This is a genomic window from Paenibacillus sp. FSL P2-0173 (assembly GCF_038008045.1).
In the GTDB taxonomy this organism is placed as follows: Bacteria; Bacillota; Bacilli; order Paenibacillales; family Paenibacillaceae; genus Paenibacillus; species Paenibacillus polymyxa_B.
This window is the reverse complement of record NZ_JBBOYK010000003.1, coordinates 219,277-245,433: the sequence shown is the minus strand read 5'-3', so window position 1 is coordinate 245,433 and position 26,157 is coordinate 219,277. Positions and strand designations below refer to the sequence as shown.

Below are 26,157 nucleotides of genomic sequence, written 5' to 3'. Positions count from 1 at the left end.
TCAATCATGATGGAACACCTGCGTAAAAGTGACCCGGCAGTGATGGAAGCAATGGGACTTGAACTGAAACGACAACGCCACAATATCGAGCTAATCGCATCCGAGAACATTGTCAGTGAAGCAGTAATGGAAGCCATGGGCTCCGTGCTGACGAATAAATATGCTGAAGGTTATCCGAACAAACGCTACTATGGTGGCTGTGAGCATGTAGATATCGTTGAAGACATCGCACGTGACCGCGCGAAAGAACTGTTCGGCGCCGAGCATGCTAACGTGCAGCCTCACTCTGGAGCACAAGCCAACATGGCGGTGTATCTGGCAGCTCTCAAACCTGGAGATACTGTACTGGGTATGAATCTGGCGCATGGTGGCCACTTAACACACGGAAGTCCGGTTAACGCTTCCGGCTTGTTGTATAACTTTGCTGCCTATGGTGTACGCGAAGACAACTTCCGCATCGACTACGATGAAGTGCGTAAGGCAGCCTTCAAGCACCGTCCTCGTCTGATTGTAGCTGGCGCGAGTGCATATCCGCGTACTATTGATTTTGAAGCTTTTGCTTCCATTGCCAATGATGTAGGTGCTTTGTTCATGGTGGATATGGCACATATCGCAGGTCTTGTGGCAGCGGGAATTCACCCAAGTCCAGTTCCGCATGCCCAATTTGTAACAACAACGACACACAAAACGCTGCGTGGTCCGCGTGGGGGTCTGATTCTGACTCGCAAAGCATGGGCGCAAGCGATTGATAAAGCTATTTTCCCTGGTACTCAAGGGGGGCCACTGATGCATGTGATCGCGTCCAAAGCGGTTGCTTTGGGTGAAGCGCTCCAGCCATCGTTCAAAACCTATGCGCAAAACGTAGTCCGCAACGCACAGGTGCTGGCTGAAACACTGCTGGCTGAGGGGATTAACATTGTATCGGATGGTACGGATAACCATCTGATGCTGTTGGATACGCGCAATTTGAATATCACAGGTAAAGAAGCGGAGCATGTATTGGATTCCGTGGGCATCACGGTCAATAAAAATGCGATTCCTTTTGACCCGACTAGTCCATTCGTAACAAGCGGAATTCGTATTGGTACACCTGCTGCAACATCTCGTGGTATGGATGAAGAGGCTATGGTCAAAATCGGTAAAATCATTGCTGAAACCCTTAAAAACCCGAAAGATGATACTGTATTGTCCAAAGCAAGCCAAGCGGTTGGCGAGTTGACAGACAAGTTCCCGATCTATCCAGGAACTCAATACTAATTCATCGATATTCATAATCTTTATGTTAAAGGCTGTTTTCCTTCCATAAGCCGGAGGAGAACAGCCTTTTTTTGCTTCCGAACGACTCGAAACATACATTTTTGGGTAATAAGCGATTACAGTAAGGGTTTATGCGCGCTTTCCTTCATGATCTACGACAAAGGAGTGATTGCATTGAGTCAAAGAAAATCCGCGCAATTATTGCAGCAACTCGTATTTGTGGGACCGATGGCGTTGTTTTTCGTCTTGATTATGGTCATTCCGTTCCTGCTGGGGCTGTATTATTCCATGACGAACTGGGATGGAGTATCTGAAAATATCCGATGGCTCGGACTAGGGAATTACGTTCATATTTTTAGGGATGATCCAGATTTCCGTAATGCGTTCTGGTTTACGGTCCGGTTTACCGTATGTGGTGTCATTCTGACAAACCTGATTGGCTTTTTCCTAGCCTATGCACTTACCAAACCGCTGCGTACCCGTAATGCACTGCGAACTGTATTTTTTATGCCCAATATGATTGGCGGCTTGCTGCTCGGTTTTATCTGGCAATTTATTTTTGTACGAGGCTTTTCTGCGGTAGGAGAGGCGACAGGGCTTTCCTTTTTTAAACTGCCGTGGCTGGGTGATGGGCCAACTGCTTTTTGGGGGACTGTCATTGTGTTTGTATGGCAATATGCAGGTTATCTCATGGTTATTTACATATCCTCGTTAAATAATGTCCCGCATGCCCTTATTGAATCGGCCCAAATCGACGGTGCAAGCCGAAGACAGATTTTGCGTCATATCGTAGTACCACTTATTATGCCAGCGGTGACCGTCTGCTTGTTCCTGGCGATATCCTGGTCCTTTAAAGTATTTGAGTTGAATTTGGCTCTCACGAAGGGGGGACCTTTCAAGTCGACAGAGTCTGTAGCGTTGGACATATATAATGAAGCGTTTACAAATAATCGACTTGGATTAGGGACTGCCAAAGCTATGATTTTCTTTGTGGTCGTTGCGATCATTACCAGCATTCAGGTGCGTCTCACGAAGAAAAAGGAGGTCGAAATGTAATGGGAAAAACGTCAAACTATCGTTTGGGCACATGGGCTGCTGAATTATTGCTTATTGTGATCGGGTTAATCTTTCTGGTTCCGTTCTATTTTTTGCTCGTAAACTCCGTTAAATCCTTTGGCGACATTTTGGCCCATTCCGCTTCGTGGCCGACAACCTTCCGTTTTGAAAACTATGCTAACGCCTGGAATAAAATAAACTTTCCCACAGCACTGGGGAATTCACTGATTGTCACGATCGTCAGTAATGCGCTTTTGCTGCTAATCAGCTCAATGGCCGCTTACCAGATGGTTCGGCATGACACTCTTTTTAATCGTTGCCTATTCGGTTTGCTTGTGGCTGCGATGGTAGTCCCTTTTCAATCAATTATGTTGCCGCTTATGGAAGTGTCCAACGTATTGAGCTTGAACAACAGTATACCGGGACTGATCTTATGTTATCTGGGTTTTGGAGCGCCTTTGTCCGTTTTTCTTTTTCATGGCTTTATTAAAACGGTACCTATTGAGATCGAGCAGGCGGCAAGGGTGGACGGTTCATCCCGGTACGGGGTGTTCTTTCGCATCGTTTGTCCACTGCTGCTGCCTATGTTCGTAACCGTACTTATTTTGAACACCTTATGGATCTGGAATGACTATCTGTTGCCTTCACTCATTTTGAATGATCCTGAGCTGCGCACCATTCCGATTGCAACCTATATGTTGTTTGGTCAGTACACCAAGCAATGGGACTTGGCGCTGCCAGCACTGGTATTGGGGATCGCGCCAGTTGTTGTGTTTTTTCTGGTGATGCAAAAATACATCGTTTCTGGCATTGCAGCCGGTGCGGTCAAAGGCTGATGGGAGGGATAACCGATGAAAAAAACAGCGTTACTTGTCATCTCCTTGATGGTGCTGCTCGCATGTACACTTGCAGGTTGTGGAAATACGAAGGCTCAACAGAGTGAGACGAAAACGATACACATTTATCAATTCAAAGTAGAAATTTCGGAACCGTTAAACAAGCTGAAGGCTGAATATGAAAAGACCCACCCTGGCATCAAGCTGGATATCCAATCTGTCGGTGGTGGTACGGACTATGGTGCTTCGTTGAAGGCTAAATTCGCATCAGGCGATCAGCCGGACATTTTTACAAATGAGGGCTACCAGGACCGCGATACGTGGCTGGAGTACTTGGAGGATTTGTCGGATCAGCCATGGGTGAAGGACCTGGACGATTTTGCTCGTAAGCCGATGACGGTTAACGGTAAGATTTATGGACAGCCTATGAATCTAGAAGGATTTGGCTTTGTTTATAACAAGGATTTGTTCAAAAAAGCGGGCATAACCAAACTGCCTCAGACGATAGATGAACTGGAAGAAGCAGCCAAGCGACTGAAAGCGGCAGGGATTATACCTTTTGCTAACGGGTATGCGGAATGGTGGGTTCTGGGGAACCATTTTATCAATATCCCGTTTGCCAGACAGCCGAACCCGGAAAGTTATGTTGCGGATTTAAACAAAGGAACGGCTCGCATCCCCGGTAACCCCGTGTTCGATCAGTGGGTGAAGTTGCTTGACCTGACTATAAAATATGGAAACCGCAATCCGCTCACGACGGATTACAATACACAAGTGACACTGTTTTCGACAGGTAAGGCTGCTATGATGCACCAGGGGAACTGGACGCAACCGCAAATGGATGGAATTAATCCTAACTTGAATTTGGGTATTCTGCCTGCGCCTATAGACAATGATCCCTCCACAGGAGGTAGACTCGCTGTCGGAGTAGCCTCGAACTGGGTGGTCAACAAAAATTCGCCTGTGAAGCAGGAGGCAAAAGAATTCCTCAATTGGTTGGTCACATCAGAAACAGGCAAGCATTATATCACCAAGGAATTTAAGTTTGTTCCCGCCTTCAAAAGTATCACGTCCAGTGACGAGACGACAGGCGATCTAGGTGCAGAAATATCTCGGCACGTGAGGGAAGGCAAGATATGGAGCTGGAACTTCCAACGCTTCCCGAAGGGGCTGAATCAGGATTTAAGCAGTAGTATGCAAGCCTATATTGCAGGGGTTATCACGAAGGATGAAATGCTTCAGCAATTTCAGGGAGCATGGGACAATTTGAAGTATAGATAAAAGAATAGCGCTGCATGAGGATGCAAAGGGGATAGGTCGGGCAGGAAGCTTAAAGTCCACAGGCTTTGACGGTCAAGTGCCGTCAGGGCCTTTTTGATGTGTTTTTATGTGACGAAAGTCACACGTGAAGTGGTCTTAATAAGTATTTTACATGTCATATCTTTCCCTTGACAAAAGGTTGCGGTGGCAGGTGTTAAATCAATCAAGGGAATGTTATAATAAACAGGATTTACAGGCACGCATTGCATCTGTGCTTATTTGGTTTGTACAAATAGGTTACATAGATCCTTTCGACTCAGGATAGTTCGATATGCTGGCGCGAAAGAACGTGACGATAATACCGGAGGGAATATATTATGGCGAAACTGGTGGTTTGCGATCACCCTTTGATCCAACACAAACTTACATTTATCCGCGATGTGCGGACAAACACCAAGGATTTCCGCGAGCTGGTGGATGAAGTAGCAACATTGATGGCTTATGAAATTACACGGGATATCCCGCTGGAAAGCATTACGGTGCAGACACCGGTTGCTGAGACAGAAGGTAAAGTGATTTCAGGACGTATGCTGGGTCTTATTCCGATTCTGCGTGCAGGCTTGGGTATGCTGGATGGCGTAGTAAAGCTGCTGCCTGCAGCAAAGGTAGGCCATGTGGGACTGTTCCGCGATCCTGAGACGCTGCAACCCGTAGAATACTATACGAAGCTGCCTACAGATGTAACTGAGCGTGAATTGATCGTGATTGATCCGATGCTTGCAACGGGGGGCTCGGCAATTGCGGCGATTGATGTGTTGAAAAAGAGAGGTTGCACTCAAATTAAAATGATGAATCTGATTGCTGCTCCTGAAGGAGTCAAAGCTGTGCAGGATGCGCATCCTGATGTAGACATCTACGTCGCTGCATTGGACGAGCGTCTGGATGATCATGGATACATCATTCCAGGTCTTGGTGACGCGGGAGACCGCTTGTACGGAACCAAGTAGACTGCCTTTGGCGGTTCGGCAAAATCTATGGACGTTATGACAGGTCGTTTTTCTGAATAAGGAAGATCTGTGAAGCGGACATTTATTATGAAAAGGGGTTCAACAGAAAATGTCCAAAATCAAAGTGATGACAATTTTTGGTGTGCGTCCGGAAGCGATTAAGATGGCTCCTCTTATTTTGGAGCTTCAGCGTCACCCGGAGCATATCGAGTCCGTGGTATGCGTTACGGCTCAACATCGCCAGATGCTTGATCAGGTTCTGGAAGTTTTCAATATTCACCCTGACTATGATCTGGACGTAATGAAGGATCGCCAGACACTTAATGAAATCTCCATGCGGGTACTTCAAGGTCTGGAACCTGTATTGCGTGAGGCCAAGCCCGATATCGTGTTGGTTCACGGCGATACGCTGACCACTTTCCTCGCCAGCTATGCAGCCTTTATGCAGCAGATTGAAGTAGGGCATGTGGAAGCAGGCTTGCGGACGTGGAACAAGCTTTCTCCATATCCTGAAGAAATGAACCGTCAGCTCACAGGCGTGCTGTCTGATCTGCATTTCTCGCCTACTTCTTTATCGGCTGGAAATTTGCGGAAGGAAAATAAGCCTGAATCGCGAATATATGTTACAGGCAATACAGTAACTGACGTATTTCAGTATACGGTTCGCCAGGATTACGAGCACCCCGTACTGGACTGGGCTCAGGGCAAACGCCTGATTCTTATGACAGCACATCGCCGGGAATCCCAAGGGGAACCGCATCGTCAGATTTTTAATGCGGTTAAGCGAATTGCGGATGAGTTTGAGGATATCGCTATTGTTTACCCGGTTCATCCGAGTCCGGCTGTGAAGGAACCTGCATTTGAGATTTTAGGCAACCATCCGCGTATTAAGCTGATTGATCCGCTGGATGTTGTGGATCTGCACAATTTTTACCCACATACACATCTGATCCTTACGGATTCCGGTGGGCTTCAGGAAGAAGCGCCTTCGTTCGGAGTACCTGTTCTGGTGCTGCGTGATACGACTGAAAGACCGGAAGGAATTGAAGCGGGCACCTTGGAGCTGGTGGGTACGAGTGAAGAGAACGTGTACAATCGGACCAAGGCACTTTTGACAGATTCCGCGTTGTACGAATCTATGAGCCAAGCAGCGAATCCTTACGGCGATGGCCAAGCATCAGTAAGAATTGTCAATGCGATTTTGCACCATTATGGTGTTCAATCCGAACGTCCTGAAGAATTTCACACAATGTTCACAAAAGGTGTTCGTCCGATATAATTATTCTTTACAAGGCAAGCATACAGTTAAACTGTACGGTTACCAAGGGATACAGCAATTTAAGATGCTTTGTCGTTTGATTTTATACTTTAGGGCACTAAAATATCTCAATTGACAAAGTATCTTATATTTAAGTAAAATGGACTGGAATTGCAGGGGTGACATGGAAAAGTGGTCAAACCTTCCAAGCAAAACAACAACCGAAATAACACCGGAAATGCCTTTAAGGCTATAGGACTGGTGAGCGCGATCGGCATTGATTTGGCGATATGCACACTGGGTGGTTTCTATGCAGGAAAATGGCTTGATGCCAAACTTGGTGGCTCCGGAATTTGGATTGGCGTAAGCGTTCTCGCAGGCTTGGTTGTAGGCGCAATAAGTATTGCCCTTGTGATCGGAAAGGTACTGAGGGATAACCATGAATGAGATGACCCGTATGCAAAAAATGTTATGGATCGTAGCGCTTGGTATTATGGCTCTGTGTTTCCTGGTCTCCGCCTTCATGCCCCAACATCGTGACATTGCTCACGGAATCATTCTGGGAACGGGAGTAAGCTGTCTAAATGTGCTGTATATGGCCTACAAAATTCGACAGGTTGCGAGTGCGGCCGCCGGTGAAAGAAAGAAGAGAGTGTTTGGTATTGGCTTTGGCGTTCGATTAGGGACCTCGATTTTGGCAGTGGTGCTGGCGATAGAATTTCCGGCCTATTTCCATGAGATCGCTGTAATGGCAAGCCTGGTGACTGGGCAATTTCTTCTGTTAATTATAGGCATCATATTCGCGCTTCAGGAAAAATGATGGCTCAACTGAGAAAGGGGTGAGAAAACATGTTGCATGAATCACCGATTATCCAATTGGGCGGGTTTAACATTGACTTGTCCGTCATTATTATGCTTATTGTGACTTGTGCGATTGTATTTGGACTGGCATTTGCTGCAACGCGCAATTTGTCTGTGGACAATCCAAGCAAGCTGCAAAATTTTATGGAATGGGTCGTAGAATTCGTTCAAGGACTGATTACCAGCACGATGGATTTGAAAAAAGGGAAGCCATTCCTCTCCTTGGGGATGACGCTGATCATGTTCATTTTCGTGGGGAATATGCTGGGCTTACCGTTCGGGATTGTGACCGAATTCGATAATGCGCAAAGTGCCCAAGTATTTGGACATGAAATCATTCCAGTCAAAGAAGCATTAGAACAAGCACAGGCGTCTCACCCAGGCGAAGCTGCCCATGTAGGCATCAGCTGGTGGAAATCACCTACTGCAGATGCAGGGGTATCTATTGGACTCGCTTTAATGATCTTTGTCCTGGTTCATTTCCTGGGAATCTTCCGCAATACCAAAGCTTACTTCAAGCATTACGTTCAGCCATTTCCATTCTTTTTGCCAATTAACTTGATTGAGCAGTTCTCAAAACTGTTGACACATGGTATGCGTCTATTCGGTAATATTTTTGCCGGCGAAGTTTTGATCAGTGTTCTGCTGAAATTGACAGCACTTGGTGTAGGAGGCTGGATTGCTTCCGTATTGGGACTCGTTGTTTGGCAAGGATTTAGTATCTTTGTCGGCAGTATTCAAGCGTTCGTCTTCACGATTCTGACGTTTGTATACATTTCGCAGTCCATTGACACGCATGAAGAAGAGCATTAGACAAGCTCGTTTTCCGGTTTTTAGTTAAGTTCAGGAGTACGCTTCGCTCTTAACTGCAAATACATGTACAATATAAATACACATCACTAAGGAGGATTTTTAAAATGGGAGTTTGGGCATATATCGCAGCTGCAATCGCAGTAGGTTTGGGCGCTTTGGGCGCAGGTATTGGTAACGGTCTGATCGTAAGTAAAACAGTTGAAGGTATCGCTCGTCAGCCTGAAGCAAAAGCAACGTTGCAAACGGTAATGTTTATCGGTGTAGGTCTGGTCGAAGCCCTGCCAATCATCGGGGTCGTTCTGGCATTCATTTTCTACGCAGGTGCTTAATTGAATGGAAGCAAGGTTTGGCGGGGAAGGCACAGCCATCCGCGCCTTCTTTGTTCGTTTGAACATGAAAGATCCAGAACCGACGTTCACCGGAAAGGAGTGACTTCAATTGAGTTTAAATTGGACAAGTATCGTTTTCACAATCATTGCATTTTTGATCTTGTACTGGTTACTGACGCGTTATGCATTCGGCCCTCTCTTTTCCGTTATGGAGAAGCGGCGTCAGCTTGTATTACAGCAAATGAATGAAGCGGCACAGACGCGTGAACAGGCTGCTGCTTATGTTGAGGAGCAAAAGCAGGCTCTCCAGCAGGCACGTAAGGAAGCGTACGACATTATCGAGCAGTCAAAACAAACAGGTAACAAACAAGCGGAGCAAATTATTGTTCAGGCTAAAGACGAAGCTGTCCGCCTGAAAGACGAAGCTGTTCGTGAAATCACAAGCGAGCGTAATAAGGCGGTTGCCGAACTGCGCAGCGAAGTGGGTAAAGCTTCGGTACAAATTGCTTCCAAACTGATTCAAAAGGAAATCAAGGAAGACCAAGTCCAGGGAGAGCTTGTCGACCAATACCTTAAAGAGGTAGGAGGCAAAGCATGAGCCGGGATACGGTAGTAGCCAAACGGTATGCGAAAGCTTTGTTTGAAGTGGCAGAGCAGGAACAGACCATTATGGAAACCGAGCAGGAGCTACGTGCTTTTGTAGAGGCTGTATCGGGGGATGCTGAAATCCGTAAATTCATTAATTCTCCTAACATTACGGAAGCGGTCAAGCTTCAAGTTCTGGCTAACAGTTTTGAAGGCAAGCTTTCTGCCTCGCTAATTAACACGATCAAGCTGTTGATTCAGCGTAGTAGAGCAGATTTGTTCGAATCTCTCCTTGCCGGATACCTCGATATTCAGGCATACAAGCTGGGAATTGCTCATGCAAAGGTGTATTCGACTTATGCTTTAAGTGATCAGGAAAAAACAGCGGTAGCCGAGGAATTCGGAACCCGTGAACATAAAACAATCCGTGTGGAAAATATAGTGGACCCGAGTCTACTGGGCGGATTGAAAGTGGTTATCGGCGATACACTGTACGACGGCAGTCTGGCCGGCAAGCTGGATCGTCTCGAGAAATCCTTTAACAGACGAGTATAGAAGATAGGGGTGAACACACTTGAGTATCAAACCTGAGGAAATCAGTTCATTGATTAAAAGTCAGATTGAACAATATAAAAATGATATCGAGGTCGTTGAAGTCGGCACTGTTGTTGAAGTCGGCGACGGTATTGCCCGCGTCTACGGACTGGAAAAAGTTATGGCCGGTGAATTGGTTGAATTCGACACTGGCGTATTGGGCTTGGCGCTCAACGTGGAAGAAAGCAATGTCGGTGTTGTTATTTTGGGTCAATTCTCCGACATTCGTGAAGGCGGTCAAGTAAAACGTACAGGTCAAATCATGCAGGTCCCTGTAGGGGAAGCATTGATCGGACGTGTAGTTAACCCACTGGGACAACCAGTAGACGGTAAAGGACCGATTGCTACAACAGAATTCCGTCCGGTTGAAAGTCAGGCTCCAGGCGTTATGGCCCGTAAATCGGTACATGAGCCTATGCAGACGGGGATTAAAGCTATTGATGCGATGGTTCCGATTGGTCGTGGTCAACGTGAGTTGATCATCGGTGACCGTCAAACAGGTAAAACTTCTATCGCAATTGATGCAATTTTGAACCAAAAAGGTAACGGCATGAAATGTATTTATGTCGCTATTGGTCAAAAACAATCCACGGTAGCTCAAGTTGTTGAAACATTGCGTCGTCACGGTGCGCTGGAATACACGATTGTCGTTACGGCATCTGCTTCCGAACCATCACCATTGCTGTACATTGCTCCTTACTCTGGCTGCGCCATGGGTGAGTATTTCATGTACAAAGGCGAGCATGTCCTTGTAGTTTATGATGACTTGACTAAACAAGCATCAGCTTACCGGGAACTGTCCCTGTTGCTGCGTCGTCCACCGGGTCGTGAAGCATATCCGGGTGACGTTTTCTATCTTCACTCTCGTTTGCTGGAACGTGCAGCGAAGCTAAATGATGAGTTGGGCGGCGGATCACTTACCGCATTGCCGTTCATCGAGACACAGGCTTCCGACGTTTCTGCATATATTCCAACCAACGTTATTTCCATCACGGATGGACAGATCTTCTTGGAAGCTGACTTGTTCTATGCAGGGCAACGTCCGGCGATCAACGTAGGTATTTCTGTATCCCGTGTAGGTGGTTCAGCTCAGATTAAAGCGATGAAAAAGGTAGCAGGTTCCCTGCGTCTGGATCTTGCTCAATATCGTGAGCTTCAAGCGTTCTCCCAATTCGGGTCCGACTTGGATAAATCCACAAAAGCCCGTCTGGATCGCGGCGCACGCATGATGGAAATTTTGAAACAAGGTGTTAACCAACCGCTTGCTGTAGAGCAACAAGTAGTGAGCTTGTATACTGCTGTAAAAGGCTTCCTTGATGATATCCCTGTAGCGGATGTAAAACGTTTTGAAAAAGACTTCCTGTCTTTCATGGTGTCTGACCATCAAGACGTGCTTCAATCTATCCGCGACACGAAAGACCTGGTTGCTGATAACGAAGCGGCTTTGAAGGCGGCTATCGAGAAATTCAAAAAATCATTCGCCACGTCGGTTTAATACATTGGAATTTGCCTGTTTATGATGAAAGATGTACTAAGGAAGCGTGCCCTCCGGGTTTTGGCTTCCTTGGCATGTTTTACCCTCAATAACAGGCCCTTTAACATATGTCCGGCTGGATTTGAATCTTACGAAGTGCTTGGACTTGGCCCAAGCTAAGGGATTGCTTACGAAGTTAGCTTTGGCTTTGCTGGAGCTTAAAGGTGGTGAAATCATGGCAAAAGGTATGCGCGAGATTAAACGTCAGATTAAAAGTGTGCAGAGTACGAAGCAGATCACGAAAGCGATGGAAATGGTCGCTGCATCCAAGCTGAGAAAAGCTCAGGAGAAAGCGGAGTCGGCTCGTCCTTACTCGGAAAAGCTTAAGGAAGTTGTGAGTAGTATTGCTTCTGGAGCGAATAACATCAAGCATCCAATGCTGGAAACGCGTCCGGTTAAAAAGACTGCTTATCTCATCATTACATCTGATCGTGGTCTGGCTGGTGGTTATAACGCCAATATTTTACGACAGGTTACGCAGACGATTTCTGAACGTCACCGTTCACAGGATGAATTTGTGATTTTCATCATTGGACGAAAAGGACGGGATTATTTCAGACGTCGTGAATTTCCTATCGCTGAATCGGTAACAGATCTGTCGGATACACCTGCTTTTGCAGATATCAAAACAATTGCAAGCAAGGCTGTACAAGGCTTTGAACTTAAAGAATTTGATGAGCTTTATCTATGCTATAACCGCTTTGTCAACGCATTGACTCAAATTCCAACAGTTGACCGTCTGTTACCAATGGCAACACCGGATTCAGCTACAGCTTCATCCTCAATTAACTATGAGTATGAGCCTTCACCAGAAGGAGTGCTGGAAGTATTGCTGCCGCGTTACGCGGAAACGCTCATTTACGGCGCTTTGCTGGATGGTAAAGCTAGTGAACTGGGAGCGAAGATGACGGCGATGGGATCTGCTACGAAGAATGCTTCCAAGTTAATTGGTGAGCTTTCCTTGACCTATAACCGTGCTCGTCAAGCGGCTATTACCCAGGAAATTACGGAAATCGTTGCAGGGGCAAGCGCTCAGTCTTAATCAGGCTTGTTGCGACTGTTTTATAGCAGGGTCTACACTATTATGATAAATTGCGGGCGCAAAACAAATCAGAGTGGTTCCGATTTGCGGCTGTGCAAGCTTGTAGGAGGGAAACCAAAAGATGAACAAAGGACGCGTAGTGAGCATCATGGGTCCGGTTGTCGACGTTGAGTTCGAACGTGGACAACTTCCGGAAATCCTGAATGCCATTCATATTGGGACTGTGCTGGAGAGCGGAGTCAAAATTGATCTGACGCTCGAAGCTTCAAAACATCTAGGTGACAACCGTGTGCGTTGTATTGCCATGTCTTCCACAGATGGTTTGGTTCGTGGGGCTGAAGCCATAGATCTGGGAGCACCTATTTCAGTACCTGTCGGCGAAGCTACTCTTGGACGCGTATTTAACGTGCTTGGAACGCCAATTGATAATGGTGCTGATATGAGTGAAACGGCTAGAAATCCGATTCACCGTCAAGCTCCTTCTTTCGATGAGCTGACAACTCAAGCAGAGATGCTCGAAACCGGTATTAAAGTTATCGACTTGCTGGCTCCTTATGCTAAGGGTGGTAAAGTCGGATTGTTTGGTGGTGCTGGTGTAGGTAAAACCGTAACCATTCAAGAATTGATTAACAATATCGCTCAGGAGCATGGTGGTATTTCTGTATTTGCGGGTGTAGGTGAACGCACACGTGAAGGAAATGACTTGTACCATGAAATGAGAGATTCCGGCGTTATCAACAAAACAGCGATGGTGTTCGGACAAATGAACGAGCCTCCGGGTGCACGTTTGCGTGTAGCTCTCACAGGTCTGACGATGGCGGAATACTTCCGTGACCAAGAAGGCCGTGACGTGTTGCTCTTTATTGATAACATTTTCCGCTTTACTCAAGCAGGTTCTGAGGTTTCGGCCCTGTTGGGACGTATGCCTTCAGCAGTAGGTTACCAGCCTACGCTGGCTACTGAGATGGGTCAATTGCAAGAACGGATTACTTCTACTAAAAAAGGTTCTGTTACTTCCATTCAGGCGATCTATGTGCCTGCGGATGACTACACTGACCCGGCTCCTGCTACAACGTTTGCCCATTTGGATGCTACAACGAATCTGGAACGTAAAATTTCCGAAATGGGTATTTACCCGGCGGTTGATCCACTCGCATCAAGCTCCCGTATTTTGGCTCCAGATGTTGTGGGTGAAGAGCATTACAATGTAGCACAAGGGGTAAAACAAATTTTGGCCCGCTACAATGAGCTTCAGGATATCATTGCCATCCTGGGTATGGACGAGCTGAGTGAAGAAGATAAAATGTTGGTGGCACGTGCACGTAAAATCCAGCGTTTCCTTTCTCAACCTTTCCACGTTGCCGAAGCATTTAACGGCTTCCCAGGTAAATATGTGCCGGTTAAAGAAACTGTACGAAGCTTCAAAGAAATTTTGGAAGGCAAGTATGACCATCTTCCAGAAGCGGCTTTCCTTTTTGTAGGAGCCATCGAAGAAGCAGTTGAAAAAGCTAAAACGTTGTAAACAACAGGCAAAGAATAGCCGAGCCTTACGAAGTGAGCTGTCTGCGGACAGCTTCCAGGAGGGATTCAAGTGAGCACGTATTTACTAGAGATTGTGACGCCGGAGCGCCTGGTTTATACAGAACAGGTAAACAGCATCAGTGTTCGCGGCTCGGAAGGCGATCTTGGGATTTTACCTGGACACCTTCCCTTGGTCACTCCCTTGAAGATTGCACCGATACGCATTAAAATCGGTGGTCAAACCGAAGTGATCGCGGTCAATGGGGGCTTTCTTGAAGTCCGCAAGGATAAAGTGGTCATTTTGGCTGAGAGTGCGGAACGTTCCGAAGAAATTGATGTGGAGCGTGCCCGTGCGGCAAGGGAGCGGGCAGAACTGCGGCTCCAGAGCAAGCAGGAACAGATAGATCATCATCGGGCGGAAGTAGCTCTGCAACGGGCGCTTAACCGTTTAAATGCTACAAGCATCAGAACCAATAAGAATTAATATTGGATTTTAAGTGGAATTTTAAAAGGGTTCGGCATAGTATACGGATGGAACGACAAGGAGACCACTTCATAATTTCTGCCAAAGAATGTCCGGTAGAAGGTGAGGGAGAACCTTGCTTCCTTCGATCACTGTGATCGGGCCCTTTTTTAGCTGTTATTACCAAATGTACAGTCCTATTTCTTGCCCGGCTGCTAGGTATTTAGTACCTTTTAAATTCACGAAACAGAAGTGATTAATCACATTTTGTCGAAATAAATGTCCTAAAAACAGAAATAGCACTGGCATATTAGGCGTTCGCCGAGTATTATAAAGAAGTCTGTGACGCAGATGGGAGGAATTATGGTTGAACGGGAAACAGCAATTGGCTGAACAGCTAAGTCAATCGGCGAGTATGACCGCGCTGATCTCCATGATCGTGTCGCTCATCTGTATAGCGTTAGCTTGGTGGGCTTTACAGAGTTTTAAGCTGGATTTGTTAATCCGGCAACCCAAAGGACCGCAAGGCAGATTGCTACACTTGTTTCTTGCTATAATTTTGGGACAGTTGGTTTCTGGGTTCCTGTTGAGCTACATTTCTTGGAGTCAGATGCTCTAGAATTTGTTTTAACATGAAGTGGGCGGGTTATATGACCTTATGACTGTGTCTCTGCGGGAATTGTCGAATAACATCGCGTCATATTGTTAACAATGGTAAACAAAAGAACCATACATGTATAGCTGGCTGAATCAGTTAGAGTACAATGGTCGTCAAGTACAAAAAACGCTTGTATACTTGTTTTAATCAGTGGTATGATGGCAGTTAGGGTATTAGTAAAATCTTGTTTTTTTATGTAATGAAAAAGCAAGGCATGAAAATAGCGGAATATGTTCTTTTTTTCCAGAATGGAAAAGGGAAATGACGCGCGGAGGGAACCATAGATGAGCAAATTTATCGTCCGCGGTGGCAACAGATTGACCGGGAGTGTCAAAGTCAGCGGAGCCAAAAACTCAGTTCTGCCGATCATCGCCGCTTCTCTGCTAGGAGAAGAAGGAGAAAGTGTTATTATTGATGCACCTCCTCTAGACGATGTGATGACCATTAACAAAGTGCTGGAGTCCTTAGGAGCAGGCGTTACATACCAAGATGAGGTCATTCGTGTTGACGCGCGGAAGATAATTTCCTGTGAAGCCCCTTACGAGTGGGTTAGGAAAATGCGCGCATCATTCTTGGTTATGGGGCCGCTGCTTACACGTTTGGGACGTACAAGGATCTCGCTTCCAGGCGGATGCGCAATCGGAACGCGACCAATTGATCAGCATTTGAAGGGTTTTGAGGCATTGGGCGCGGAGATTAGCCTGGGCCAAGGTTTTATTGAAGCTAAAAGTAACGGGCGTCTGCGTGGAGCTAAAGTTTATTTGGATGTAGCCAGCGTAGGAGCAACCGAGAATATTATGATGGCCGCTACTCTTGCTGAGGGCGTAACTACCATCGAGAATGCTGCTAAGGAACCTGAGATTGTTGATCTCGCAAATTTCCTGAATGGAATGGGTGCCAAAGTACGCGGTGCGGGCACGGGCGTTATTCGTATTGAAGGCGTTGAGAAGCTGCATGGTGTAAAACATACGGTCATTCCCGACCGGGTAGAAGCAGGTACTTATATGGTTGCTGCTGCGATCACAGGCGGGAACGTATATGTAGAAGGCGCAATATCCGATCATTTAGGACCGGTTATTTCCAAGATGGAAGAAATGGGTGTAACCATTCAACCTGATGAGAACGGAATTCGTGTCATTGCAGATAAGCCGTTAAAGGCCGTTGATGTTAAAACATTGCCTTATCCTGGTTTTCCTACCGATATGCAGTCTCAGATGATGGCACTTCAACTTGCCGCTGAAGGAACGAGCATTATTACGGAAACCGTGTTTGAAAATCGTTTCATGCATGTGGATGAATTTCATCTCATGAATGCGGAAATTAAGGTTGAAGGTCGTTCCGCCATTGTAACTGGTAATGCTAAGCTGACAGGTGCGAAAGTAACCTCTACAGATTTGCGTGCAGGTGCTGCGTTAATTCTGACCGGACTCATTGCGGAAGGTACAACGGAGGTATCCGGCGTACATCACATCGATCGCGGTTACGTTCATTTGGCTGAGAAGCTGACTGGATTGGGAGCGGACATTTACAGAGTGACCGTGGAAGAGTCCAAACTGAATCATTCGCCCAGTACAGAGCGCGTAATGCCGGAAGAGACGTCGGGAAATCTGTTTAAGAAGATCCAGCCTTCCCTCGCCTAAGCTTTAACGTATGTCGCTTCATGTTGCATAAGTATATTCTTGAACAATAAGGAACCAAGTCCGAAAGGGCTTGGTTTTTTTGTTGTTTGCAACCAGTTTTTTTCATTCTTTCAGTTCTCTTAAAACGGTTCTATCAAAGTGGACGACTTCATATGATTGAAAATATCTGCTGGAGTATATCAGTACTTCCAGCCGGACACTTAGCCCTTTGATGGAGGTTTCAGCCTATGAAAGATTCACAGGTTCGCATCCGTATACCCATTCATCATCCTAAGGAACATCGCCAGGCTTCACTTGCGGAGGAACGCTCTGGCTCTATAGCTACTTCGTTACAGAAAAATAAGCTTATGCAACAGCAGCCGGACACAAGAGGTACATTGCCGATTGGCGTCAAGCCCAATCGGCGTACAACAGTCGTGCCTTCCGCTGTGAACTCTGTTGATACGGCTTTGCCTATTGCTGGAGCAGCGGTCCATGACACACGCGCTGCAAGCCCGCTGCAGGTGCCGCTACCGCACCTGCGTCCTTCCGCCGGGCGTGCCCCGCGCTGGGGCAGCCGCCGCCCATGGCTGCCATTCGCCGCCATGGCAGGGGTGCTGGTGCTTGCCATGGCTGTGCCCGCGCTAATGGCGTGGCCTCGCCAGACGGCGCAGTCCGTGCCACCGAGCAGTCGCACGGCAGCACCGGCTGCACCTAGCGTAACGGCAAAGGGCGAGACGTCCGTCACGCGCCTGCCGGGTGTCCCGCCGATACCGGCGGTGCCCGCTGCTCCAACGCGCAGCGGGCCGGTGGCGGCAGAGCCGGACGTGCGTGTGTACGTCACGTCTACCGGTCGCACGGAGACGTTACCGCTGGAGCAATACATTGTCGGCGTAGTAGCCGCCGAAATGCCGCCCAGCTTCGAGGGCGAGGCACTGAAAGCGCAGGCCATTGCCGCGCGTACCTTCATTGCCCGGCGTTTGCTGGCTGATGACACCAGCGGTGCCCCGGCGGGAGCAGATGTGACGGATACTGTTAAACATCAGGCTTATATCTCTAAAGCTAAACTTACTAGAGAATGGGGGCACTCTGGTAAATCCGCAGAGCTGGCTAAAATTCAGCAGGCCGTACGAGACACCAAGGATACGATCATGGTATATGAAGGCAAGCCCATTACGGCCTCTTTTTTTTCTACTAGCAATGGCTACACCGAAAATTCAGAGGATGTATGGGCGAAGGCAGTGCCCTATTTACGAAGTGTGTCAAGTCCATGGGACAAGCAGTTGGCCCCACGTTATACAGAAACCGTCACACTGAGTCGTCAGAGTGTGTTCGATAGATTGGGGTTGAGTCGTACTGCGATAGCTGCTTCTACTGGAGGAGGGAGAATGCCAGAGATTCGTATACTCTCTAAGACAGAAGGACATCGCATCAAGAAGATTGAGGTTGGTGGTTCAATCTTTACAGGGCCGGAAATCCGTAACAAACTGGGGCTGCGTTCGGCTGAGTTTACGTGGAAGGCTGAAGGGGACCGGATTGCTATAACAACCTATGGTTATGGTCATGGTGTTGGTATGAGCCAGTGGGGAGCCAATGGAATGGCCAAGGAAGGTCATACTGCCACTCAAATTCTCCTTCACTATTATACTGGCATTTCTTTTGCGCAAGCCTCTCGTATTCTAAGTTAGTAAATATTTCGAAACTTTGAAGTATAAAAGAGTTGCACCCGGTAACACTGGTTACTGAGGTGATGAGCAAATGAATGAACAAAATAAAAACCAGAACCAAAACCATGAAGAAACACCCAAAACCTTTCAGGGTGGAAGAGCTTCACGGCCGTCTTCGTGGAAAAAGCTGTTGTCCAAAAGGTGGGCATACCCGGCAGCCTACATTGCCGCAGCAGCCATTATACTAACCTTAGTATGGGTCTATCAGGATGCCAGCCAGAAGTCTTTCAAACCTGACCCAGCTAGTCCATCGGTACAAAGCACAAGTGCAGTGAACACCGATGTTAACGGACAACAGCCAGAAAGCGTGGAAGTAGTTGCCCAGTCGGAAAATATCGCATGGCCAGTAGCAGATGCTGGCGCAGTACAGGTCGTAAAGCCGTTCTTTGATGAGAACGCGACTGCTGATGAGCAGGCGGCAGCTATGGTAGAGTACGATAAAACATTTACCGCTAACACTGGGATTGATCTTTCCCGGGCCGACGATCAGGCGTTTGAAGTGAGAGCCGCCCTGAGTGGCAAAGTATCTCGTGTGGAACAACATCCGCTGGTAGGTAGTGTCGTAGAAATCACGCATGATAATAATCTCAAAACGGTGTACCAAAGCTTGAGTGATCTGAAAGTAAAAGAAGGCGATCAAGTGAAACAAAACGATGTGATTGCTTCAGCGGGTCGTAACGAGCTTGAAAAGGATTTGAAAACACATCTGCATTTTGAAGTGTATCAGGATGACAAGCCTGTAAATCCAGCTGGTCTGCTTCCTAAAAAATAAATTTGGTCATGGCTTTGCATGCAAAGTGGGGAATCCATATTCCCCGCTTTTTTCTTGTGTAGTTTTTGTGCATAAGGTAAACATAAGCTGCTTTTTCCAAATAAATAGGCCTTCCGAAGCATGTCTTCCCGCCAAACCGCGAATATATAGGCACGCTCCTCATATAATGTACCAAACTATCCACAGTAGGGAGGCGGGAGCGTGCACGATTACATCAAGGAACGGACCATCAAAATCGGTCGCTGTATCGTGGAAACAAGGAATACGGTCCGTACGATTGCCAAGGAATTTGGTGTCTCCAAGAGCACGGTGCATAAAGATCTGACCGAACGGCTGCCTGAAATCAACCCGGATCTTGCCGATCAGGTGAAGCACATTCTCGAATACCATAAATCCATCCGCCATCTGCGGGGAGGAGAAGCGACGAAAATTAAGTACAAAAAAACGAGTGGCAAACGAAGGGAGATTCTCGTTTCTGGCAAGTCCTAAAAATATATAGTGAATTGGCTGGCAAAGCCATTGAATCAACCCCCTGAAGTATGATATGTTAAAAGATGGTACAAGACGAAAAATGACATGTAACCGTAGGTTTATACATATATTTGCCGCTTCTTGTCGAATCTTAGCTTTTTAAAATATCACTTTGGGGGCCTTTTTAATATGTTCAGTAATGATATCGGTATCGACCTCGGTACGGCCAACGTGCTTATCCACGTCAAAGGGAAGGGGGTTGTTCTTGACGAACCTTCCGTTGTCGCGATAGAAAGCGATACAAAAAGAGTTCTGGCTGTCGGAGAGGAAGCGCGCCGTATGGTGGGACGTACTCCTGGTAATATCATAGCCATCCGTCCATTACGTGATGGTGTCATCGCTGATTTTGAAGTAACAGAAGCGATGTTAAAATATTTTATCAATCGGGTAGGGGGAAAAAGCTGGTACAGCCACCCTCGTATTCTAATTTGTGCGCCGACGAACATTACCTCAGTGGAGCAAAAAGCGATTCGTGAAGCGGCGGAGCGTAGCGGGGCCAAGGAAGTATTTTTGGAGGAAGAGCCAAAAGCGGCTGCCATCGGAGCAGGAATGGATATTTTTGAGCCTAGCGGCAACATGGTAGTGGATATTGGTGGCGGAACGACTGACGTTGCAGTCCTCTCTATGGGGGATGTCGTAACGGCTTCTTCCATTAAAATGGCAGGGGACAAATTTGATACAGCCATCATGAAATATGTAAAAACGAAGTACAAGCTTCTGATCGGGGAACGTACGGCTGAGGATATCAAGATTGCTATCGGAACCGTGCATCCGAGCGGACGTCGTGCAGAGATGGACATCCGTGGACGGGATATGGTATCCGGATTGCCCAAAACGTTAAGTATTTCTGCGGATGAAGTGCAGGATGCGCTTAGAGATCCTGTATCGGCGATTGTTGCTGCGGCCAAGTTTGTATTGGAGCAGACCCCACCGGAACTGTCAGCTGATATTATTGACCGTGGTGTTATTTTGACTGGTGGCGGTGCCTTGCTTAGCGGATTGGACGAGCTGCTTGCTGAAGAACTGCGTGTTCCAGTACTGGTTGCCGAAGATCCGATGCATTGTGTTGTTAAAGGTACAGGAATTATGCTGGATAATTTGGATCATGTGGTTAAGAAAAAGTTCTAATCTGCCGATAGTGACTATAAGAGACTCGTGTGCGGTCAGACAGGTTGCCTAGCATTTTGGCTTTCGTGCCTCCGCGCGAGCATGTGATTTTAGCAGAGTATAGGATTGGGGTGCACGATACATGTTGAGAGGTTTATATACTGCGGCCGCCGGATTGATGACACAACAACGACGCCATGACACCGTGACGCAAAATATTGCTAATATGAATACGACGGGATACAAACAGGAGAACAGTGTTCAGCGTTCTTTCCCCGAAATGCTTATTTCCATGACGGGTGGTAACCCTGATAACCCGGACCGTACGGTCGGCAAGCTCAATACTGGCGTTTTTGCTGAGGAAAGCCTCTCCCCTTACATTCAGGGAGCATTAAAGGACAGTGGACAAGCGACGGATTTTGCGATACAGTCCAATATTAATGTGAACGACCCAGCTACTGGTCAACCTATGGCTTTTGATCAGGCAGGGAAATTCATCAATGCTAACGGTGAAGTCACCTACCGTCCAGAAGCGTTTTTTACGGTGCGGGACAGTAATGGTAACGTTCGTTATACACGTGATGGACATTTTCAAGTAAATGGAGCGGGAGCATTGCTTTCATCGACTGGCTCAGCGGTGCTGGATACGAATGGAAACCCGATTCAATTGACGGGGGCTGTCTCAGAGCTTAAAGTAAATGAGCGGGGCGAATTGGTAGATAGCCAGTCCAACCAGACATTGGGGACGACGCTCGGTATTAGTGTCATTGATCGTCCGTACCAGCTCGTTCGTGAGGGCAATGGGAATTTTCGCCTGAATGATACTGACGGTGCTACAGCTAGAATGATGACTGCTAACGATGCTGTATCCGTTCGTCAAGGTTATCTGGAGGTATCTAATGTAGATGCTTCACAGTCCATGGTGGATATGATGGCTGCGTTAAGAGCGTATGAGGCGAATCAGAAGGTAATTCAATTTTATGATAAAAGCTTGGACAAGGCCGTTAATGAAGTAGGCCGTGTATAACAGGGGGTAAGTGATGAACAACTCCATGATTGGCGCAATGGTATCTATGGCCAGTGTGCAGCAGCGTTTGGATTTAATTGCCGATAATATTGCTAATATCAATACAGTGGGTTATAAGAGTAAACAGGGTTCCTTTGAAGATGTATTGGCCAATGTGCAGCAACAGCCTTCAACGTATCTTCAAAATGGACGGGCCATGCCGCTCGGCTATAATTTGGGCTACGGAGTTAAAACGGCCGCAATCATGAAAAATATGGAGCAAGGTCCGCTCAAGGAGACGGGACTTCCTACCGATCTGGCGATTCAAGGTAATGCCATGTTTGAAGTTCAGGGAAATGGGCAAAAAGCTTGGACCCGTGACGGTAGCTTTCATTTTGTTCCTGATCCGAATGATAGTGCGACGATGATGTTGACCACTGCTGAAGGTTATTCCGTGCTGGATAACAATGATGTTCCTGTGACTGCTCCAGCGGGTTCCAAGGTGGCTATTAACTCGGATGGCGAATTGCTGATTCGTGCTAATGGAACTGGGGCTCCGACAGTTGGTCAGAGAATCAAGCTAATGGATGTACAGCGTCCAGAAGGACTGGAACAGCGGGATGATAACCTGTTCGTGTTGTTGAATGGTATAACAGAGGCAAATGTATTCGGAGCTGCAGGTGTGGCAGGTGCTGTTCCAGCGGACGTATCTGTGCGTTCCGGTTATCTTGAGGAATCTAATGTGGATTTAGCGGGCGAAATGACGGATATGATGCAAGTTCAGCGGATGTATCAAATGGCGGCACGGGCATTAACTTCTAGTGATACGATGATGAACCTGGCCAACAATCTGAGGGCTTAAGGATTTGGTGATGAAAGAAGAACAATCTGATTCCCGTCCGGTGCCTGAAAAGACGAAGTCCCGCTGGCGTACTGCTCGTTATTTCGTAGTTCCGTTGCTGCTCCTGTTCTCGCTGTTAGGCGGCTTAATTGCAGGATATGTAATTGTAGGTAAGCAAGGGTTGTCAGGTGTATTCGAATGGAAAACCTGGCAGCATGTGATTGATCTTATATTTGCGCCTTAGTTTACTTTAAATGAGTGGGGGCGGGAAAAGGTCGCTCCGCGAATGATTTGATCATACGATCGCTGTTGCAGCGGGATTTTCTTATTTTATAAATTATTCAGATGTAAAAATCCCGTTGCAAAGGCGAACGCTCGCGCTTCTCCAGATTCAAATCCTTCGCTCCGCTGCTACCCGCCATCAGGGCCACTTTTATTAAAATAACCCCCCGCAATTTGTGTGGGGAGTATAGAATAACAAAACCCTGTGCCAGTGGCGCAGGGTTTTGTTATGCCTTCAGGCAGGAGCCTTCAAACGCAGTGACGGGCAGCTTGCAGCCATTGGACACAATCGCAGAGGCCTTCGGTTGTTTCACTGCCCTTCACGGCAAGCGAGTATTATTGAAGCGAGGCTTTCCTTTTGAGCCAAAAGTAACTCGGCGGAGGGGATGGAATCGTTCTGAAGAAGCGATAGCGTTCGCCTTTAACCTCGGATTTTACCTTTGAATTCTTATACAATGAAAAAATCCGAGGTTAACAGCGATCGGAAGAATGATCCATCCCCGTAGCCCTTTCCCCCCTTGACTCAAATGAAACTTCGCTTCACCCCCATAATAGGAGCACCCAATATGGTACTTCCGCGTAATTTTCTTTTTGTATCTGATAACTGTATAATGATGGGGAAGTTTATAACACTGCGGTGTAAAACCAAGCACGGGCAAAAGGGCTTCTTCGCGCCTCAGGTTGCATAACCGGCGGAAAAAGCCCCTTATCTCAACCTCCACTTCTGCAGTAGGTGAAGGATATCTAACATTGTTGCCGCCAAGAGCTGTTTTTATGCAGCGCAGGCGGGGTAATATTATGCTTGCAGTAACTCATGACTGATACAGAGTCAAACCTGCAAGCGGGAGGAGTTATTAAGGTAAATGGACAAATTGCAATTGGATGTTAATCAAATTCAGGAGATTATCCCACATCGAGCGCCATTTTTATTGGTAGATCGTATTATTGAGTTGGAGGAAGGGAAAAGAGCAGTGGGCATTAAAAATGTAACGATGAATGAGCCTCATTTCATTGGACATTTTCCGGGGTATCCCGTTATGCCTGGTGTGTTGATCACCGAAGCACTGGCTCAAGTTGGGGCTGTCGCATTACTGCATCTAGAGAGCAATCGTGGCAAAATCGGGTTCTTGGCAGGGTTGGATGGTTTCCGTTTCCGTGGACAGGTGGTTCCTGGGGATACGCTTACGCTTGAAGTGGAAATCACTCGTTCCAAAGGCGCATTTGGCAAAGGGAAAGCTACGGCTAAAGTAGGCGATACGGTAGTAGCTGAGGGCGAAATTATGTTTGCTTTATCTGACCCTCCCCAATAAATAAAGCTCTGCCGACATAAGCACGACGTCTGAACTGAGTGCATGTGTACATAGAAATCCTGTTTTGACAACCCAAAAATGGAGAGGGGAAATTCCGTATGACGCAGTTGAGTAAAAAAGCATTAGAAGGCATTGAGAGCTGGCTGCAAGACCCTTATATTGATGAAGAGACCAAACAGGAGTTGCGCGCATTGGAAGGCAACGAGCAGGAACTGGAGGATCGCTTTTACAAAGAGCTGGAATTTGGTACAGGCGGTCTGCGTGGAGTGATCGGGGCAGGAAGTAACCGGATGAACCGTTACGTCATTGGACGTGCGACTCAAGGGCTGGCTCGCTATATTTTAGAACAGCATGCTGGTAAAGAAGGCAAACCTTCGGTTGTCATTGCACATGATTCGCGTCATTTTTCACCGGAATTTGCTCTGGATGCAGCTTTGGTGCTGGCAGGCAATGGTATCGTGGCTAAGTTGTTCCCTTCCTTGCGTCCAACGCCACAGCTTTCGTTTAGTGTACGTCATTTGGGAGCCAGTGGAGGGATCGTTGTGACAGCGAGTCACAATCCTCCTGAGTATAATGGATACAAGGTATACAACGATGAAGGGGGTCAGCTTGTTCCAGATCAGGCTGAACAGGTAATTAGTTATATCCGTGAGGTTCCTTCTTTTGCCGACATTCGCAGTTTGACACGTGAGGAAGCAGAGGCACAGGGATTGTTGGTTTGGCTTGGAGAAGAGGAAGATGAAGCGTTTGTAGATACGGTAGCCAGTGTGAGTGTGAACCATGAGCTGATTGCAGCCGGACCAGGCAAAAACTTCAAAGTTGTGTTTACACCTCTCCATGGTACTGGAAATGAACCGGTTCGTCGTGTGCTGAAGAAGATCGGTTTTGAACAGGTGCATATAGTGCCTGAGCAAGAGCTGCCAGATGCTGAATTTTCGACTGTCAAGTCGCCAAACCCGGAAGAACGTGATGCGTTTAAACTGGCAATCGCGCTGGGTGAGAAAATTGGTGCGGATCTGTTGATCGGAACAGACCCTGATGCTGACCGTATGGGTGCAGTTGTGAAAAACCGTGATGGCGAATATGTGGTATTGTCCGGTAATCAGTCTGGCGCGATCATGGTTTACTACTTGTTGAATCAGCTGAAAGAAACAGGCAAGCTTCCGAATAATGGGGCGGTTATCAAAACCATCGTAACCAGCGAAATGGGCGCAGTCATTGCCGAACATTTTGGAGCAACTGTGTTTAATACGCTAACTGGCTTCAAGTATATTGGCGAGAAAATGAACCAGTTTGACGAAACTGGCGAGTACACCTACCTGTTTGGCTATGAAGAGAGCTATGGTTATTTGGCAGGGAATTATGCTCGCGATAAGGATGCTGTCTTGGCGGCTATGCTGATCGCTGAAGCTGCTGCTTATTACAGCACACAAGGTAAGACGCTCTATGATGTTTTACAAGAGCTGTATGAGCAGTTTGGCTACTTCCTTGAGAAGCTGGAGTCTCGTACCCTTAAGGGTAAGGATGGAGTGGCACAAATTCAGGGCAAAATGACCGATTGGCGTAGCAACGCGCCTCAAGAGATTGCAGGCGTGAAGGTAGACAAGGTACTGGACTACTCACAAGGTCTGGACGGACTTCCACAGGAAAATGTACTCAAATTTTTACTGGAGGACGGTTCGTGGTTTTGCCTGCGCCCTTCGGGAACGGAGCCAAAAATCAAAGTATACTTCGCGGTACGCGGTTCCTCGCTGTCAGACGCGGAGCAAAGAATCAGCCACCTGGTCGATGCTGTTATGGCTCGCGTAGACGCTTGAGAAAAATCCCTTTATAATAGAATAGGTTAAGGTAATTGGATAAGATATAGTAATCGGTGACCTCTCACGGC

27 protein-coding genes are annotated in these 26,157 nt (G+C 47.1%); all 27 read left to right on the top strand.

The genetic code is table 11. The annotated features are described in order from the left end of the window. The first annotated feature begins 6 nt into the window (after positions 1–6). Entirely contained in the window at positions 7–1,257 is a 1,251-nt protein-coding gene (glyA, locus tag MKX30_RS17460; RefSeq protein WP_341063150.1) for a serine hydroxymethyltransferase, read from the top strand. A gap of 174 nt (positions 1,258–1,431) precedes the next feature. Beyond that, positions 1,432–2,313 carry a carbohydrate ABC transporter permease gene (locus tag MKX30_RS17455; protein ID WP_068938929.1) on the top strand — a complete coding sequence of 294 codons (882 nt, stop codon included), beginning with the start codon at positions 1,432–1,434 and terminating at the stop codon, positions 2,311–2,313. Continuing rightward, positions 2,313–3,149 (top strand): carbohydrate ABC transporter permease, encoded by an 837-nt coding sequence (locus tag MKX30_RS17450; protein WP_069080911.1) that lies wholly within the window; start codon positions 2,313–2,315, stop codon positions 3,147–3,149. Before MKX30_RS17455 ends, MKX30_RS17450 begins: the two co-directional genes overlap by 1 nt. Before the next feature lie 15 nt (positions 3,150–3,164). Then, positions 3,165–4,430, top strand: coding sequence for an ABC transporter substrate-binding protein (locus MKX30_RS17445; RefSeq protein WP_023990713.1), 1,266 nt, complete (start codon positions 3,165–3,167; stop codon positions 4,428–4,430). A gap of 356 nt (positions 4,431–4,786) precedes the next feature. After that, complete coding sequence (upp, locus tag MKX30_RS17440) at positions 4,787–5,416, top strand: uracil phosphoribosyltransferase (protein WP_013312332.1); 630 nt, start codon at positions 4,787–4,789, stop codon at positions 5,414–5,416. Between the two features lie 109 nt (positions 5,417–5,525). Then, entirely contained in the window at positions 5,526–6,695 is a 1,170-nt protein-coding gene (gene wecB, locus MKX30_RS17435) for a non-hydrolyzing UDP-N-acetylglucosamine 2-epimerase (protein ID WP_023990712.1), read from the top strand. Positions 6,696–6,866: 171 nt separating this feature from the next. Continuing rightward, positions 6,867–7,121, top strand: a complete 255-nt coding sequence (locus MKX30_RS17430) for an AtpZ/AtpI family protein (RefSeq protein WP_341063149.1) — start codon at positions 6,867–6,869, stop codon at positions 7,119–7,121. Further along, entirely contained in the window at positions 7,114–7,494 is a 381-nt protein-coding gene (locus MKX30_RS17425) for an ATP synthase subunit I (protein ID WP_013312329.1), read from the top strand. Before MKX30_RS17430 ends, MKX30_RS17425 begins: the two co-directional genes overlap by 8 nt. Positions 7,495–7,523: 29 nt before the next feature. Beyond that, positions 7,524–8,348 (top strand): F0F1 ATP synthase subunit A, encoded by an 825-nt coding sequence (atpB, locus tag MKX30_RS17420; RefSeq protein WP_028542178.1) that lies wholly within the window; start codon positions 7,524–7,526, stop codon positions 8,346–8,348. Between the two features lie 104 nt (positions 8,349–8,452). Continuing rightward, entirely contained in the window at positions 8,453–8,677 is a 225-nt protein-coding gene (gene atpE, locus MKX30_RS17415; protein ID WP_007432750.1) for a F0F1 ATP synthase subunit C, read from the top strand. A gap of 109 nt (positions 8,678–8,786) precedes the next feature. Then, complete coding sequence (gene atpF, locus MKX30_RS17410) at positions 8,787–9,275, top strand: F0F1 ATP synthase subunit B (protein WP_023990709.1); 489 nt, start codon at positions 8,787–8,789, stop codon at positions 9,273–9,275. Beyond that, positions 9,272–9,817 carry a F0F1 ATP synthase subunit delta gene (locus MKX30_RS17405; protein ID WP_341063148.1) on the top strand — a complete coding sequence of 182 codons (546 nt, stop codon included), beginning with the start codon at positions 9,272–9,274 and terminating at the stop codon, positions 9,815–9,817. The genes atpF and MKX30_RS17405 overlap by 4 nt, the downstream gene beginning before the upstream one ends. 19 nt (positions 9,818–9,836) lie before the next feature. Beyond that, positions 9,837–11,351: a F0F1 ATP synthase subunit alpha gene (atpA, locus tag MKX30_RS17400; protein ID WP_013312325.1), complete on the top strand. Its 1,515-nt coding sequence runs from the start codon at positions 9,837–9,839 to the stop codon at positions 11,349–11,351. 214 nt (positions 11,352–11,565) lie between these two features. Beyond that, positions 11,566–12,432, top strand: a complete 867-nt coding sequence (atpG, locus tag MKX30_RS17395) for an ATP synthase F1 subunit gamma (protein ID WP_023990707.1) — start codon at positions 11,566–11,568, stop codon at positions 12,430–12,432. A 121-nt stretch (positions 12,433–12,553) separates the two neighbouring features. Beyond that, positions 12,554–13,954, top strand: a complete 1,401-nt coding sequence (gene atpD, locus MKX30_RS17390; protein ID WP_013312323.1) for a F0F1 ATP synthase subunit beta — start codon at positions 12,554–12,556, stop codon at positions 13,952–13,954. Positions 13,955–14,023: 69 nt separating this feature from the next. Beyond that, positions 14,024–14,437, top strand: a complete 414-nt coding sequence (locus tag MKX30_RS17385; RefSeq protein WP_013312322.1) for a F0F1 ATP synthase subunit epsilon — start codon at positions 14,024–14,026, stop codon at positions 14,435–14,437. Positions 14,438–14,783: 346 nt separating this feature from the next. Beyond that, complete coding sequence (locus MKX30_RS17380; protein WP_013312321.1) at positions 14,784–15,035, top strand: DUF1146 family protein; 252 nt, start codon at positions 14,784–14,786, stop codon at positions 15,033–15,035. A 323-nt stretch (positions 15,036–15,358) separates the two neighbouring features. Beyond that, positions 15,359–16,714 (top strand): UDP-N-acetylglucosamine 1-carboxyvinyltransferase, encoded by a 1,356-nt coding sequence (gene murA, locus MKX30_RS17375; RefSeq protein ID WP_028542175.1) that lies wholly within the window; start codon positions 15,359–15,361, stop codon positions 16,712–16,714. 227 nt (positions 16,715–16,941) lie between these two features. After that, complete coding sequence (gene spoIID, locus MKX30_RS17370; RefSeq protein ID WP_053326264.1) at positions 16,942–18,381, top strand: stage II sporulation protein D; 1,440 nt, start codon at positions 16,942–16,944, stop codon at positions 18,379–18,381. 70 nt (positions 18,382–18,451) lie between these two features. Then, positions 18,452–19,192: a M23 family metallopeptidase gene (locus MKX30_RS17365; RefSeq protein WP_013312318.1), complete on the top strand. Its 741-nt coding sequence runs from the start codon at positions 18,452–18,454 to the stop codon at positions 19,190–19,192. Positions 19,193–19,393: 201 nt separating this feature from the next. Continuing rightward, positions 19,394–19,681, top strand: coding sequence for a sporulation transcriptional regulator SpoIIID (gene spoIIID / locus MKX30_RS17360; protein WP_007432737.1), 288 nt, complete (start codon positions 19,394–19,396; stop codon positions 19,679–19,681). Positions 19,682–19,852: 171 nt separating this feature from the next. After that, positions 19,853–20,851, top strand: coding sequence for a rod shape-determining protein (locus MKX30_RS17355; protein ID WP_023990703.1), 999 nt, complete (start codon positions 19,853–19,855; stop codon positions 20,849–20,851). A 121-nt stretch (positions 20,852–20,972) separates the two neighbouring features. Then, positions 20,973–21,857, top strand: coding sequence for a flagellar hook-basal body protein (locus tag MKX30_RS17350; protein ID WP_023990702.1), 885 nt, complete (start codon positions 20,973–20,975; stop codon positions 21,855–21,857). Positions 21,858–21,870: 13 nt separating this feature from the next. Continuing rightward, positions 21,871–22,698 (top strand): flagellar hook-basal body protein, encoded by an 828-nt coding sequence (locus MKX30_RS17345; RefSeq protein ID WP_023990701.1) that lies wholly within the window; start codon positions 21,871–21,873, stop codon positions 22,696–22,698. Positions 22,699–22,708: 10 nt separating this feature from the next. Further along, the gene (locus tag MKX30_RS17340; protein WP_028542171.1) at positions 22,709–22,921 is read left to right on the top strand and encodes a DNA-directed RNA polymerase subunit beta; all 213 of its coding nucleotides are present in this window, start codon (positions 22,709–22,711) and stop codon (positions 22,919–22,921) included. Between the two features lie 901 nt (positions 22,922–23,822). Next, complete coding sequence (gene fabZ / locus MKX30_RS17335) at positions 23,823–24,269, top strand: 3-hydroxyacyl-ACP dehydratase FabZ (protein WP_013312312.1); 447 nt, start codon at positions 23,823–23,825, stop codon at positions 24,267–24,269. Between the two features lie 98 nt (positions 24,270–24,367). After that, positions 24,368–26,086, top strand: coding sequence for a phospho-sugar mutase (locus MKX30_RS17330; RefSeq protein ID WP_053326263.1), 1,719 nt, complete (start codon positions 24,368–24,370; stop codon positions 26,084–26,086). Positions 26,087–26,157: the final 71 nt, after the last annotated feature.

Bases quoted from the DNA above. Each gene is read 5' to 3' on its own strand.
- glyA (WP_341063150.1), top strand. From the start codon at position 7: ATGATGGAACACCTGCGTAAAAGTGACCCGGCAGTGATGGAAGCAATG.
- MKX30_RS17450 (WP_069080911.1), top strand. From the start codon at position 2,313: ATGGGAAAAACGTCAAACTATCGTTTGGGCACATGGGCTGCTGAATTA.
- MKX30_RS17445 (WP_023990713.1), top strand. From the start codon at position 3,165: ATGAAAAAAACAGCGTTACTTGTCATCTCCTTGATGGTGCTGCTCGCA.
- upp (WP_013312332.1), top strand. From the start codon at position 4,787: ATGGCGAAACTGGTGGTTTGCGATCACCCTTTGATCCAACACAAACTT.
- wecB (WP_023990712.1), top strand. From the start codon at position 5,526: ATGTCCAAAATCAAAGTGATGACAATTTTTGGTGTGCGTCCGGAAGCG.
- MKX30_RS17425 (WP_013312329.1), top strand. From the start codon at position 7,114: ATGAATGAGATGACCCGTATGCAAAAAATGTTATGGATCGTAGCGCTT.
- atpB (WP_028542178.1), top strand. From the start codon at position 7,524: ATGTTGCATGAATCACCGATTATCCAATTGGGCGGGTTTAACATTGAC.
- atpE (WP_007432750.1), top strand. From the start codon at position 8,453: ATGGGAGTTTGGGCATATATCGCAGCTGCAATCGCAGTAGGTTTGGGC.
- MKX30_RS17405 (WP_341063148.1), top strand. From the start codon at position 9,272: ATGAGCCGGGATACGGTAGTAGCCAAACGGTATGCGAAAGCTTTGTTT.
- atpG (WP_023990707.1), top strand. From the start codon at position 11,566: ATGGCAAAAGGTATGCGCGAGATTAAACGTCAGATTAAAAGTGTGCAG.
- atpD (WP_013312323.1), top strand. From the start codon at position 12,554: ATGAACAAAGGACGCGTAGTGAGCATCATGGGTCCGGTTGTCGACGTT.
- murA (WP_028542175.1), top strand. From the start codon at position 15,359: ATGAGCAAATTTATCGTCCGCGGTGGCAACAGATTGACCGGGAGTGTC.
- spoIID (WP_053326264.1), top strand. From the start codon at position 16,942: ATGAAAGATTCACAGGTTCGCATCCGTATACCCATTCATCATCCTAAG.
- MKX30_RS17365 (WP_013312318.1), top strand. From the start codon at position 18,452: ATGAATGAACAAAATAAAAACCAGAACCAAAACCATGAAGAAACACCC.
- MKX30_RS17355 (WP_023990703.1), top strand. From the start codon at position 19,853: ATGTTCAGTAATGATATCGGTATCGACCTCGGTACGGCCAACGTGCTT.
- MKX30_RS17350 (WP_023990702.1), top strand. From the start codon at position 20,973: ATGTTGAGAGGTTTATATACTGCGGCCGCCGGATTGATGACACAACAA.
- MKX30_RS17345 (WP_023990701.1), top strand. From the start codon at position 21,871: ATGAACAACTCCATGATTGGCGCAATGGTATCTATGGCCAGTGTGCAG.
- MKX30_RS17340 (WP_028542171.1), top strand. From the start codon at position 22,709: ATGAAAGAAGAACAATCTGATTCCCGTCCGGTGCCTGAAAAGACGAAG.
- fabZ (WP_013312312.1), top strand. From the start codon at position 23,823: ATGGACAAATTGCAATTGGATGTTAATCAAATTCAGGAGATTATCCCA.
- MKX30_RS17330 (WP_053326263.1), top strand. From the start codon at position 24,368: ATGACGCAGTTGAGTAAAAAAGCATTAGAAGGCATTGAGAGCTGGCTG.